Origin of the sequence: Pantoea sp. Cy-639, from assembly GCF_011752525.1 — a bacterium.
Lineage (GTDB): Bacteria > Pseudomonadota > Gammaproteobacteria > Pseudomonadales > Pseudomonadaceae > Aquipseudomonas.
Genome location: NZ_VWXI01000013.1, coordinates 136,770 through 148,850, shown reverse-complemented (window position 1 = coordinate 148,850; position 12,081 = coordinate 136,770). Strand labels below are relative to the sequence as shown.

The window sequence follows — 12,081 nt, the reverse complement described above, 5'->3', positions numbered from 1 at the left end:
CGACTCGCGCCGTAAAGACGACGCCCACGCTGCGGGCGGTGGTGTTGCACGGCAGGCTGGGGTAATGTGGCCCCCCTTTTCCAGACCCCAACAATGGAGTGTCCGTGTCTGACAACTTGCATGCCCCGTCGCCATCCGAACTGACCGCCCCGGCCCGGGAAACCGAGCAACCACCGTTCTACGTGGTGTCCCGCGGCAAGTTCTTCACCCTGTACATCCTCACCCTGGGTCTTTACCAGCTGTACTGGGCATACAAGAACTGGAAATGTTTCGAGCGCAGCAGCGGCGAACGCCTATGGCCCGTGGCCCGGGCGTTCTTTTCCATTTTCTTCACCCACTCGCTGTACCGCCAGGCCGATAACCGGCTCAAGCAGGACGGCCGTGCATTCGAGTGGCGCCCGGGAACCCTGGCGACGCTGTTCGTGGTGGCGATGCTCATCAGCAACCTGCTCGACGCCCTGGTCCGCAAGAACATCGGCTTTCCCCTGACCGACGCCGCCAGCCTGGCGATACTGCCGGTCACCGCCTGGATCACCTGGCGTGGCCAGCGCGGCCTGAACGCCGCGGCGGGCGATCCCGAGGGGCATGGCAACGCTCGGTTCAGCGCGCTCAATTATGTGTTCATCGTGATCGGCGCGCTGCTGCTGGCACTGGCCTGCTTCGGCTTGACGCTACCGCCGGAGGTATAAGTACGAACTGGCCCTGCCGGTTTGCGCAGACACCGGCAGGACCTGCCTCGAAGCTCCACCCATGGCCGTCACGGAGACTGAATGCCGCTCTCACTGGCCATCCAGCCCGATTACGCCGCGCTGCGCGGGCTGAATGTCGGCGTCATTGCCCCGTGGACGGGCCCCGATGCGCAGGCGGATGTGGAAGTCAGGGCCTTCATGGGCGAGGAGTGCAACGAGGATGCCGTCACCGGCAGCCTCAATGCGAGCCTGGCTCAATGGCTGATTGGCACGCGTGATCGCTTCACGGACTACAGGCCCCTGCCCTCCCGGGCCGGCGTAGCAGCAAGGCTCTGTACGAAAAGCAGGGTCATCCATCGTCGTGGGGGTCTTCTCCCACAAAACTGTTCGTACAGCGCCTGGGCTCGCAGCCGTGATCAACAGCGGTTGTCCCTGAGATGCGCAACGCCCAGATCAACCACCACGCCCTGCTGTTGGCCTGATGGAAAGAGCACGCGACGTGCCGAAAGTGAGCGGACGGTAAGTAGCTGGAATGCAGCGGGATTCGCCAACCACGCTTGAATACGCCAGCCCTGATGAAAGCCAGCACGAATCAGTGATGCCTGCATGGCAGGGGCATCTGCAGCTGAACTCGCACGACATCATGAGCAAAATTAAAGTTCTTGTGAAATCAATTCAATTTCACTCAAGTTGCGAGCACACATAAAATACGCCCCATTCAAGCACATTTCAAATACCGTCGAGCAGAAACCAGAATACTGGAAAGCGCTGAAATAAATTCAGACTTGAGCTCAGGAACCAGGGCAGCAGATCACGATGAACAAGGCGTTTGCATTCACTCTCAAGAGCATTAGTTTCGACGAAAACTATCGCCCCTCGGACAACACGCGCATTACCACCAACTTCGCCAATCTGGCGCGCGGGGAAAGTCGTCAAGAGAACCTGCGCAACACCTTGAACATGATCAACAACCGGTTCAACGCGCTGGCGAACTGGGACAACCCGAAAGGCGATCGCTATGCGGTCGAACTTGAAATCATTTCCGTCGAGATGAGTATCGAGCGCGAAAGCAGTGAACATGCCCTCCCCCTGATTGAAATCCTGAAGACGAATATCGTCGACCGCAAGACCGGCGAGCGTATAGAGGGCATCACGGGGAATAATTTCTCTTCTTATGTGCGCGACTATGACTTCAGCGTACTGCTGCTGGCGCACAACAAGGATCGGCCCGGATTCAGCACGCCAGCGAATTTCGGCGACCTGCACGGAAAGCTGTTCAAGCACTTCGTCAACTCGAGCACCTACAAAGAAAATTTCAGCAAGCCACCGGTCATCTGCCTGAGCGTCTCGAGCAGCAAGACTTACCATCGCACAGAAAACCAGCATCCCGTGCTGGGCGTCGAATACCAGCAGGACGAGTACTCCCTGACCGATGCCTATTTCAAGAAGATGGGACTGAAGGTTCGTTACTTCATGCCGCCCAACAGTGTCGCGCCCCTGGCCTTCTACTTCACCGGCGACTTGCTCGGCGACTACAGCAACCTTGAACTGATCAGCACCATCAGCACGATGGATACTTTCCAGAAAATCTATCGACCTGAGATTTACAACGCCAACTCCGCAGCCGGCAAGTCTTATCAACCAAGCCTGCAGCACCAGGATTATTCGTTGACGCGCATTGTTTATGATCGAGAGGAGCGCAGCCAGCTCGCCATTGAGCAGGGTAAGTTCGTTGAGGAGCAATTCATCAAACCCTACCAGAGCCTGCTCGAGCAGTGGTCGGCCAACTACACCTTTTGATCATCCGGATAGACAAGGTAATCTTTCATGAACAAACTGCTCCCCACCTCCACTGCCGGCAGCCTGCCAAAACCTTCCTGGCTGGCCCAGCCCGAAACACTCTGGTCCCCCTGGAAATTGCAAGATGACGCGTTGCTCGAAGGCAAGCAAGATGCCCTGCGCTTGTCGCTGCATGAGCAACAACAGGCAGGTATCGATATCGTCAGCGACGGCGAACAGACACGCCAGCACTTCGTCACCACGTTCATCGAACACCTCAGCGGCGTCGATTTCGAGAAACGCGAGACCGTCAGGATTCGTGATCGATACGATGCCAGCGTCCCTACGGTTGTCGGTGCCGTGGCTCGGCAGAAGCCGGTCTTTGTCGAAGATGCCAAGTTCTTGCGCCAGCAAACCCGGCAACCGATCAAGTGGGCCCTGCCCGGCCCCATGACCATGATCGACACGCTGTATGACAGCCACTACAAGAGTCGTGAAAAACTGGCCTGGGAATTCGCCAAGATCCTCAACCAGGAAGCCCGGGAGCTGGAAGCTGCCGGCGTCGACATCATCCAGTTCGACGAACCGGCCTTCAACGTCTTCTTCGACGAGGTCAATGACTGGGGTGTCGCCACCCTGGAACGGGCGATCGAAGGCCTGAAGTGCGAGACAGCCGTGCACATCTGCTATGGCTATGGCATCAAGGCCAACACCGACTGGAAAAAGACCCTGGGGTCGGAATGGCGGCAATACGAGGAAGCCTTCCCCAAGCTGCAGAAGTCCAGCATCGACATGATCTCGCTGGAATGCCACAACTCCCATGTCCCCATGGATCTGATCGAACTCATCCGGGGCAAGAAAGTGATGGTCGGCGCCATCGATGTGGCCTCCAACACCATCGAAACCCCAGAGGAAGTCGCCAACACCCTACGCAAGGCGCTGCAGTTCGTCGACGCCGACAAGCTCTACCCTTGCACCAACTGCGGCATGGCGCCTCTGTCTCGCCAAGTGGCCAGGGGCAAGCTCAGCGCCCTGAGCGCAGGCGCAGACATCGTCCGCCGCGAGCTCTTGAACGCGCGTTGACGCAACGTTCGGGGAGCCTCCCACATGGCTCCCCGGGCAACCAGGATGATCGGGCGTCAGCGAACGTTCTCGACACTTGCGCGCTGCACCCAATTTCAGGACCTGCCATGCCACTTTCCAGCACGCCCATCGCGCCATTGAGCTTTCGCAAGGCCCTCGGGCACTACGCTTCCGGTATCACGGTGATCACATCGCACATTGACGGGGAACCGATTGGCTTCACCTGCCAGTCGTTCCACAGCGTGTCGATGAGTCCGCCGCTGGTGTCATTCAGCGTCATGTCCGGGTCGGCCAGCTACCCCAGGATTCGCCAGGCTGGTCGCTTCGCAGTCAACATCCTGTCAGGCGATCAGATGGCGATTTCCAACCAGTTCGCCCGTAAAGGCACGGACAAGTGGCAAGGCGTCGAGTGGCAGCACTCGCCGCTGGGCAACCCGATCATTACCGGCAGCCTGCACTGGATCGATTGCGAGATTCACGCCGAGCATGCCGCCGGCGATCACCTGATCGTGATTGGGGAAGTGAAAGCGCTGGACTTGCAAGAGGTCAGCACCGCGCAACCTTTGCTGTATTTCAAAGGCCAGTATTGCAACCTCGCCGCACAGGATGTGGCCTGACACTCCAGGCCCCAGCCACCCCTTTCACATCCGATGATGTTCCAGCAGGAAATCCACGAACAATCGCACCCGCGCCGGCATGGCCGAGCCACCGACGAACACCGCATGGATCGGTTCCCGGTCGCCCGGATTCCAGGCCTGCAACAGAGGCACCAGGTCGCCGCGCTGTAAATCCTCGCTTACGGTGAACTCGCCGATGCGCGCAATGCCGGCACCGACTCGTGCAAGCTGCGCCAGCGCTTCACCACTGCTGCATTCGATATTGCCGCTGACCTTCAGGGAAAATGCCTTGCCGTCACGGATGAACGGCCAGTTGGGCTCGGCACGCCGGAAGTTGAAGCCCAGGCAGTTGTGGCGCAGCAAGTCTTCCGGCTCCTGGGGAGTACCGTGGCGCTGCAGGTACTCGGGCGATGCCACCACGACCTCGCCGGTGTCGCCCAGCCGGCGCGCAGTCAGCGGGCTGTCGGGCAGATGGCCGAAGCGTATTGCCACGTCGGCCTGGCCACCGAGAATGTCGACCACTTCGTCGCCAAGGGCGAGGTCGACGACGATGTTCGGATAGCGCTCGCTGAATGCGGCCACCAAGGGCACGATGGTCTGCCGCCCATGCCCAAGGGCGGCGCTGACCCGCAATCGGCCCCTGGGCACGCCCTGGTCGGCGATCGCGGCTTCCACCTCGTCCATGTCGGCCAGGATACGTCGGGCGCCACGCAGGAACGCCTCGCCCTCGGCGGTGAAGGTGATTGCACGGGTGGTGCGCAACAGCAGCCGGGTGCCAAGACGTTGCTCGGTACGCGCGATGATCCGGCTCACCGCCGAGGGCGTCAGCCCCAGTGCCCGCGCGGCCGCCGACAGGCTGCCCGCATGCGCCACGCTGGCGAACACCAGCATTTCACCGGATCTGCCGTTGAAGTCCATTTGTGCCTCTTACGCAAAGGTGATTGCCAAAAATGCTATCTACCGCCTGAAAAGGCTGGATCGTAGCATTGCCGGCATAGATAAGGAGCCTTCCATGCGTATCAATCCCCCCCTTGTTGCACTCGCCATGGGTGCCTTCGGCATCGGCGTTACCGAGTTCGCCCCCATGGGCATGTTGCCGGGCATCGCGGCGGACCTCGGAGTGTCGATTCCCGCCGCAGGCCTGCTGGTGAGCGCCTACGCCCTGGGCGTGCTGCTCGGCGCGCCGCTGATGACCCTGACCACCGGCAGGATTCCCCGGCGCTACCTGCTGACCGGGCTCATGGCGATCTTCACCCTGGGCAACCTGATGTCAGCCCTGGCGACCGACTACGCCAGCCTCATGATCGCCAGGGTGGTGACCTCGCTGAACCACGGCGCGTTCTTCGGCGTCGGCGCCATCGTCGCCGCCAGCGTGGTCGCGCCAGAGAAACGGGCCGGTGCGGTTGCGGCGATGTTCATGGGCCTCACCCTGGCGACCATCGGCGGCGTGCCGCTGGCCACCTGGTTTGGTGAACTGTTCGGCTGGCGCACCACCTTCAGGGGCATTACCGGCCTCGGCGTCGCGGTCATGGCCGCGCTGTGGTTCGCCCTGCCCAACCTGAAGGCACCACAGGGCGCAGGTGTGATGGCCGAAATTCGCGTGCTGGGCAGTGGCCCGGTGCTGGGCGCACTGGCCCTCACCGTCGTCGGCTCGGGAGCGATGTTCACCGTCTTCACCTATATCGCACCGATCCTCAGCAGCGAGACCCACGCCTCCACCGCCTACATCACCGCCATGCTGATGCTGTTCGGCGTAGGCCTGACCCTGGGCAACCTGTGGGGTGGCAAGGCCGCCGACCGCTCGATCGATCGCACCTTGATCGTGTCGCTGGGCGTATTGATCGCGGTCCTGCTGGCGTTCACCGTACTGATGCGCTGGCCGCTGCCGGCCGCCGTTGCCATCCTGATCTGGGGCTTCGCCAGCTTCGCCCTGGTGCCACCGCTGCAGATGCGCGTGATGGAAGCCGCCAAGGACGCCCCTAACCTGGCCTCGGCAGTGAATATCGGCGCCTTCAACCTGGGTAACGCGATTGGTGCGGCGCTGGGCGGCGCGGTGATCAATGCAGGGCTGGGTTATCCGGCGATTTCTCTGGCTGGCGCGGCAATGGCAGGGTTGGGCTTGCTGATGGTGCTGGGATTTGCCTGGTGCTCGAGAGCGGTTGCGGCGGCAGTGGCGTGAAGGCGCTGTCAGCCGCCGCCGATTAAGTGATGGCCAGCGGCTCGGTGTGTGCAAGCCGCTTCGCCAAAATTGCAATGCGCGCGTCTACGGTGAATCTGGAATATGTCGGCACTTCAGCTGATATGGATTCGGCGCAGATGCGCGATTGTCGCAGACGGCCAGGCGCTTATCGTCGATCGGATCGGACGAATCCCGCCATGCTTGGTAAACTGGCACGCATTCACTCTATCCATTGCCTGCCAGCGCATCCCCTCGCCTGGCTTCGCTGAGTTCGTGTCCCAGACTTATGCCTTCTCAAGCCACTACCTCCCCAGCCCTGCGCACCGAGCCATCCCGCCGCTTCTCTGTGTCGCCGATGATGGATTGGGCATGCTTTTCTTAAAAGGCCAGTGATTACGGAATAAAAAGGTGTAGCGACTCAGCTCCGTACCAATTTCGTACCAACCTAAGCCCACCAGGCTACCTCCGACGCCTGCGTCACAATGAAGGAGGAGGCATCTGCATTGCCCTTTCGGTCAAGATGCGCCTGCTATTTCCAATGCTGCGGAGTCGCGATATAAGGTGTGAACGCTTCGCATCGACTCAAGCGCAGAGATACCAGACTCCGCGGAGCTGGCAGCGGAACCGAGACGCATTGAAATGGTGGGATAGTATTAGAAATAGTCGTTAGCACCTGCCGCGATCATTCGCCGCTGAAACCACCTACCACAGCCGACCCAGAGAGCTCACCCCGGAATGGAAATCGAAATTTTAGTAACGAGCGACAGAATCGGCAGCGACCCTCTCGCACGAGATTTCATATCACTACTAAAGACAAACTACGGAGAGCTGAACCTCGACGGGGCCGTACTTTACTACGACTTCCCTAGCTACTCCGATTATGAAACTGTAACACATAAACCTGACGCTTTACTCTTAAGCCCCCAACACGGAATTATTGCATTCCGCTTTGTAAGCGGCTCGCAGGCTGAGAGACTACCCATTCCGCAAATTCAAGAAATCAGCGAATCACTTAATCAGTTTTGCAGCATCCTCATTGGACGACTCCTAAAAAGCAAAACACTGCGAAAAAACCGGTCAGCCTTAGCCATTGAAGTCACGCCCGTAATCTACTGCGACTCAGACACTGCCGACAGGATCTTCGACACTGACGAATGCGAAGTCATCAATACGAACGGCGCACTTAGGGAATTGCTTACCGACTTAGAGAATGAGTCCACACTCAATATTGATCAAGTTCACGAAACCAGATCGGTCATCGAAGGAGCAAAGGCGCTAACCCGAAGCGGCAGCCGCGTAATTCAAAATCCTGCCCTACATAAAGAAGCAGTTGCTCTTTCCGAACTCGAAGCCGAAATCGCAAACTTCGATCAAAAACAACGAACTGCTGCACTGATCACTATTAATGGCCCACAGCGTATACGCGGCCTTGCAGGATCAGGAAAGACTGTTATTCTCGCGATGAAGGCCGCCCACCTTCACATGAGCAAACCGAACGAAACAATTTTGGTAACGTTCTTTACCAAAAGTTTAAGATCACCGATAAAGAACTTAATTACAAAATTTTTCCGCCACTATACAGAAGTCGACCCAGACTGGACCAAAATCAACATACTCCACGGTTGGGGCGGCTCTAACGCGAATGGTACTTACTCAGACGCTAGCCGCCGGGCAGGAAGAATTCCGATGAGTTTTGGTACAGCGAGAAGCGCTGCTCCAACAGGCGTAGATCCATTCCAACATGCTTGTGCAGATCTAGTAGCGACCAACAGTGTCCAACCATATTATGATCACATATTGATTGACGAAGGACAGGACTTCCCTACAGCCTTCTACCAACTATGCTTCCAGTTAGCAAGAGGCACCAGAGACAAAAAGAACATTGTTTGGGCATACGACGAACTTCAAAATATCCTCAATGTAAAAATGCCATCCTCCGAAGAACTCTTCGGCTTTGACGAAAACAATGAACCGTGCATTTCTCTTGACCGCGCTTCATCGGGGCTACCGCCTGGAGCCGTGAATGATACCGTTCTTAGCAAGTGCTACCGAAATCAACGTGAAGTTCTTACGACCGCACACGCTATGGGCTTTGGCCTCTATTCAGAAATCGTTCAACTTTTGGAAAGCCCCGACCATTGGCGGGATGTTGGCTATAATGTGCAAGCAGAAACGTTTGAGACGGGCGCACCAGTTGAAATCATGCGCCCCGCAGAGAACAGCCCTGTCTCGCTAAAAGGAAACGAGCTACCGAAGCTTATCGAATACTATTCAGCTCCAAACATCGACCGCGAGATTGAGTGGGTCACCCAGGATGCCAAGTCATTTTTGGATGGCGGCCTACTGCCTGAAGACATAATTGTCATTGCACTGGATGACCGCAACGCCCGCAACTATTTTAAACGCTTGTCTACCAGCTTTTCCCTAATGGGCATTGCGACAAACAATATTCACGCGGATCCATATTCGGAACCGCCTTTCTCACTTCAAGACAGGATCACTCTCTCAACTGTTTACCGAGCTAAAGGAAACGAAGCTGCTGTAGTGTATGTTGTTGGCGTTGATGCAATGTGGCTCCGCCAACGGAGTGACCGCAATAAATTGTTCGTAGCGTTCACTCGCACGAAAGCTTGGCTTCGCGTATCAGGCTGTGAGGGAGCTACGATTCCAATCGGCAAAGAAATTGACGCAGCTGCTGGCGATTTCCCTTTCCTGCGCTTCACAATGCCTGACCTTTCGAAAATGAACTTGATTCAAAGGGATACAAGCGAGAGAACACTGCGAGCCAAAAAGATACGGGAAGAGTTTATAGCTAAATTCCGCGCCGAAGGCTTCACCGACGATGAGATCGACGGCATTCTAACCGGACAGGAAGCTAAAGATGAATAGGGAAGCAGTGAGATCTGGAATAGGAAAAGTTTGGCAAATTGCCGAGGAATTAGGGGTTAGTGAAATTTTCTCTAACCCTGCCCCGCTCCCTGTGAGCGCGGAGTTTCGCGACCTAATTCTTTCGGATGCGTCAACTTACATCCAAGTATACAATAAAGCGCTTGCCCTTTCTCACTACAACATACTTCTCGCAGACTACTCATTCTTCCAGTTCAGCAGTGAAGGCGAGGAGAATGTACGATATGCATTCTACCCCAATCCTTACGCATCAAGCTCTGACGAATATAATAACTGGTTTACAAGCCGCCAGGACATGGTCGAAGCCGGCATGCTCACCCACGAAGAGTTTCTTTCTCTTTTATCGAGCAAGACAGGTGTCGGAGCCATTCCCCTTCTTCGATACGAAAACGCCCCAAACCAACGCGCCAAGTTCCATCATCCGTCATCTCACTTTCATATTGGTTTCCACTCCGAAAACCGGTGGGCAGTAAGACGTGTTCTAACTCCTAGCGCATTTGCCCTGCTGGTTTTCAAGTTATACTACGGCGACAAATGGCGAGCAATCGGCGACGATGACGAGCCAGATTTAATTAAAAACAAATTTGAAAGATCCCTCATCTCCGAGAGAACTAGATGTTACCTAGTTGCGAATGACCTTTTCGAAGCAGATGAAGAGCGAGCATTTTATTTTGCGTAAGTATTAACCAGCCAGCTTAGACAAGCCCAACATATTATGTATCGAGCGGAAACCGTGTTGAGCCAGCACTTTAAAGTGCCGGCTCGACGCAGTACGTCTCACTTCCGAGATAGCAGCTCAGATGGACAGGTCCATGCTTGCACCTTCTCTTGATCTCCGAGAGAAACCACCTTCAAACAGCCCTCCACGGGCGCTTGCTTATGAAGGGGCGTTTCGATAAAGGTGACTGCGGCCGGGGCATTGTCAATTTGCTCCTGACAGCCCTGGGCTTCATTCACGTATACCTTCAACGCTTCTTCTGACGTCTGAGTTCGGACTGTTCCTGCCATAGTCAACCAATACTCTTGAGCCTTGTAACCTGCACCACGACAATGAGAAAGCGGGGACAGGACACCGAAAGCATCCCCCTCAGACTTGAGAGCCAGCATCTTTTTACTTTGGGCAACCAAATCCGCCCCCACTGGAAGAACTGACAGACTTCGGATTTCGCCGACATGGGCTGTTGTCTTCAAGAGGTAGGCAATCGCTTCCTCGCGTTGCTTCTCGTACTGGCTGATCTCTTTTTTGTTGTCTCCTGTGACCTTGTAGCTTTGGTCGTTGCAGCCAACCAAAGCCGTTGTTATCGAAAGGGCCACAGCGGCCAAAAACACACGACGTTGATCCGTCTTCACATTCCCTACCCTCTTCTGGTTGTCCTTAGTCTCAGCGCGATGCCGTTGAGGCGGATCATCCTACAAGACGCGCCGTCTACGAACAAAACGCTTCCAATTCCCCTGAGTTTCAGAACAGCTGCCCTAACTGATCCGGTAACCAGTTCAGAATCACCAGCTCACCGGTGATCTCAGCCTTACCCTGCCGCTGGTTCGTGTTGGTGTAGCGGATATCTAGGTACTCGAAGTGGAAGCCGTCGAAGGCGCGCCGGATGTCCGGGTGATCGTTGATGCTGACCATCACCTTGCCCTTGCACCGGCGCATGAAGTCGGCCATACGCTGGTACTCCTCAAAGGGGAAGTCCACACCGTAGCCGGCGGTCTGCCAATACGGCGGGTCCATGTAGAAGAACGTGTGCGCTCGATCATAACGCTCGGCGCAAGCGAGCCAGGACAGGTTTTCGACGTAGGTGCCAGCGAGGCGTTACCACCTCTTCAGCCAGCGCGAACAGCTTGCGGCTCTGCCAGCCCGTGAACTGGCTTTCCAACTGCGCCTGCCCGATGGTGGTGCCGTACGCGCCATAGATCTCCCGCACCACCTTTTCCCACAGCAGGCTTTTACCAGGCCCTTCGGCCCCGAACATCACCACGGCTGTCGCCATCTTCGCGCCAGGGTTCTGAAGCGGATAGGCAATCCACTTCAACAAAAAACGGTACTCATCCGCGCGGTTGTTACACAGCAACCCGGAAACCGGCCAGTTGGAATGGCGCCCCATTAAGAACACCGACCAGATCCGGCTGATCGGCAACAGCGTCTGCCCTGACGAGGCTGAGGACCTGATTGCCGCCAATGCGAAAGACCTGATCGACCTGTACCAGCAGGAGGCCGCATGAGCACGCACCGCCATGATTGGTACATGAGCGAGGGTGACGCCGGCGGCCAGTACCACTGCAGGAAGTGCAGACGCTACAACGAAGGCTCCGTACCAGGAGCCCACGACTGCCCTGTGTCGGACGCCGAACACAACGCCGTCGCTTGGCTCGGCCAGGCCGGGATGTACCGCTCTCGTCTTGAAGGTGTGCGAAATGGCGAGCAGAGCCTGACCCCAGTGTCTTTCGACGACCTGTTCAAGCACGCAAACCGCTACTTGTACGTGACCAGAACACTGCGCATGGGCCTGAAGGCGCCGCACTCGCGCGTCACCAAAACACCAGCCGAAACCGACACGGCCGCCGATGCGTACATTCAACTCCATATGGAGAGCTGGCATGCCTAACCCAACCCGCACCTGGCAGTTGGTCAGCCTGGTTTTGGCCTGTGCGCTGATCGCTGCCCTGATCCAACTGCACCGGCCAGTCCCTGTTAACGCACAGAAAGGCACGTCACCGGCTGTAAACAAAATCACCGACTACGAGCGCTTGGCCTTGAGCCCGAACGCCCGACGCGTCCATGAGAGGTATTCGCTATGATCGACACATCGCCCTACCCCCCTTCCAC

General features: G+C 56.9%; 13 protein-coding genes. 9 read left to right on the top strand and 4 right to left on the bottom strand.

Annotated features, from left to right (window positions below; genetic code table 11):
• Window positions 1-104 precede the first annotated feature (104 nt).
• From F3J43_RS16960 to F3J43_RS16940, 4 genes are all read left to right on the top strand, one after another.
• Entirely contained in the window at window positions 105-689 is a 585-nt protein-coding gene (locus tag F3J43_RS16960; RefSeq protein WP_166888967.1) for a hypothetical protein, read from the top strand.
• Window positions 690-1,505: 816 nt separating this feature from the next.
• Window positions 1,506-2,489 carry a DUF1852 domain-containing protein gene (locus F3J43_RS16950; RefSeq protein ID WP_166888964.1) on the top strand — a complete coding sequence of 328 codons (984 nt, stop codon included), beginning with the start codon at window positions 1,506-1,508 and terminating at the stop codon, window positions 2,487-2,489.
• 27 nt (window positions 2,490-2,516) lie between these two features.
• Window positions 2,517-3,551, top strand: a complete 1,035-nt coding sequence (locus tag F3J43_RS16945) for a methionine synthase (protein ID WP_166888960.1) — start codon at window positions 2,517-2,519, stop codon at window positions 3,549-3,551.
• Window positions 3,552-3,658: 107 nt separating this feature from the next.
• Complete coding sequence (locus F3J43_RS16940; protein WP_166888956.1) at window positions 3,659-4,168, top strand: flavin reductase family protein; 510 nt, start codon at window positions 3,659-3,661, stop codon at window positions 4,166-4,168.
• Between the two features lie 24 nt (window positions 4,169-4,192).
• On the opposite strand, the gene F3J43_RS16935 is transcribed toward F3J43_RS16940, so the two are convergent.
• On the bottom strand, window positions 4,193-5,086 hold the full coding sequence (locus tag F3J43_RS16935) for a LysR family transcriptional regulator (protein WP_166888953.1): 894 nt from the start codon (window positions 5,084-5,086) through the stop codon (window positions 4,193-4,195).
• Between the two features lie 94 nt (window positions 5,087-5,180).
• Between F3J43_RS16935 and F3J43_RS16930 the strand changes: the two genes are divergently transcribed.
• From F3J43_RS16930 to F3J43_RS16920, 3 genes are all read left to right on the top strand, one after another.
• Window positions 5,181-6,347 (top strand): MFS transporter, encoded by a 1,167-nt coding sequence (locus F3J43_RS16930; RefSeq protein WP_166888951.1) that lies wholly within the window; start codon window positions 5,181-5,183, stop codon window positions 6,345-6,347.
• A 735-nt stretch (window positions 6,348-7,082) separates the two neighbouring features.
• Window positions 7,083-9,236, top strand: coding sequence for a DEAD/DEAH box helicase (locus tag F3J43_RS16925; RefSeq protein ID WP_166888948.1), 2,154 nt, complete (start codon window positions 7,083-7,085; stop codon window positions 9,234-9,236).
• The gene (locus tag F3J43_RS16920) at window positions 9,229-9,933 is read left to right on the top strand and encodes a DUF2290 domain-containing protein (RefSeq protein WP_166888945.1); all 705 of its coding nucleotides are present in this window, start codon (window positions 9,229-9,231) and stop codon (window positions 9,931-9,933) included. The genes F3J43_RS16925 and F3J43_RS16920 overlap by 8 nt, the downstream gene beginning before the upstream one ends.
• Window positions 9,934-10,031: 98 nt before the next feature.
• Here the strand turns inward: F3J43_RS16920 and F3J43_RS16915 are convergent, their stop codons facing one another.
• The 3 genes from F3J43_RS16915 to F3J43_RS16905 all read right to left on the bottom strand — a co-directional run bounded on the left by F3J43_RS16915 (window position 10,032) and on the right by F3J43_RS16905 (window position 11,359).
• Window positions 10,032-10,604: a hypothetical protein gene (locus tag F3J43_RS16915; protein WP_166888941.1), complete on the bottom strand. Its 573-nt coding sequence runs from the start codon at window positions 10,602-10,604 to the stop codon at window positions 10,032-10,034.
• A 109-nt stretch (window positions 10,605-10,713) separates the two neighbouring features.
• A complete protein-coding gene (locus tag F3J43_RS16910; RefSeq protein ID WP_205297922.1) occupies window positions 10,714-10,986 on the bottom strand; it encodes a DNA adenine methylase in 273 nt (90 codons plus the stop codon).
• A gap of 22 nt (window positions 10,987-11,008) precedes the next feature.
• Window positions 11,009-11,359, bottom strand: coding sequence for a primase-helicase family protein (locus tag F3J43_RS16905; protein ID WP_166888590.1), 351 nt, complete (start codon window positions 11,357-11,359; stop codon window positions 11,009-11,011).
• On the opposite strand from F3J43_RS16905, the gene F3J43_RS24135 reads away from it, so the two are divergent.
• Window positions 11,343-11,477 (top strand): hypothetical protein, encoded by a 135-nt coding sequence (locus tag F3J43_RS24135; RefSeq protein WP_286184691.1) that lies wholly within the window; start codon window positions 11,343-11,345, stop codon window positions 11,475-11,477. The two genes, F3J43_RS16905 and F3J43_RS24135, sit on opposite strands and share 17 nt — an antisense overlap.
• Window positions 11,474-11,860: a hypothetical protein gene (locus F3J43_RS16900; RefSeq protein ID WP_166888588.1), complete on the top strand. Its 387-nt coding sequence runs from the start codon at window positions 11,474-11,476 to the stop codon at window positions 11,858-11,860. The genes F3J43_RS24135 and F3J43_RS16900 overlap by 4 nt, the downstream gene beginning before the upstream one ends.
• The last annotated feature ends 221 nt before the right edge of the window (window positions 11,861-12,081 follow it).

Bases quoted from the DNA above. Each gene is read 5' to 3' on its own strand.
- F3J43_RS16950 (WP_166888964.1), top strand. From the start codon at position 1,506: ATGAACAAGGCGTTTGCATTCACTCTCAAGAGCATTAGTTTCGACGAA.
- F3J43_RS16945 (WP_166888960.1), top strand. From the start codon at position 2,517: ATGAACAAACTGCTCCCCACCTCCACTGCCGGCAGCCTGCCAAAACCT.
- F3J43_RS16940 (WP_166888956.1), top strand. From the start codon at position 3,659: ATGCCACTTTCCAGCACGCCCATCGCGCCATTGAGCTTTCGCAAGGCC.
- F3J43_RS16935 (WP_166888953.1), bottom strand. From the start codon at position 5,086: ATGGACTTCAACGGCAGATCCGGTGAAATGCTGGTGTTCGCCAGCGTG.
- F3J43_RS16930 (WP_166888951.1), top strand. From the start codon at position 5,181: ATGCGTATCAATCCCCCCCTTGTTGCACTCGCCATGGGTGCCTTCGGC.
- F3J43_RS16925 (WP_166888948.1), top strand. From the start codon at position 7,083: ATGGAAATCGAAATTTTAGTAACGAGCGACAGAATCGGCAGCGACCCT.
- F3J43_RS16920 (WP_166888945.1), top strand. From the start codon at position 9,229: ATGAATAGGGAAGCAGTGAGATCTGGAATAGGAAAAGTTTGGCAAATT.
- F3J43_RS16910 (WP_205297922.1), bottom strand. From the start codon at position 10,986: ATGGACCCGCCGTATTGGCAGACCGCCGGCTACGGTGTGGACTTCCCC.
- F3J43_RS16905 (WP_166888590.1), bottom strand. From the start codon at position 11,359: ATGGGGCGCCATTCCAACTGGCCGGTTTCCGGGTTGCTGTGTAACAAC.
- F3J43_RS16900 (WP_166888588.1), top strand. From the start codon at position 11,474: ATGAGCACGCACCGCCATGATTGGTACATGAGCGAGGGTGACGCCGGC.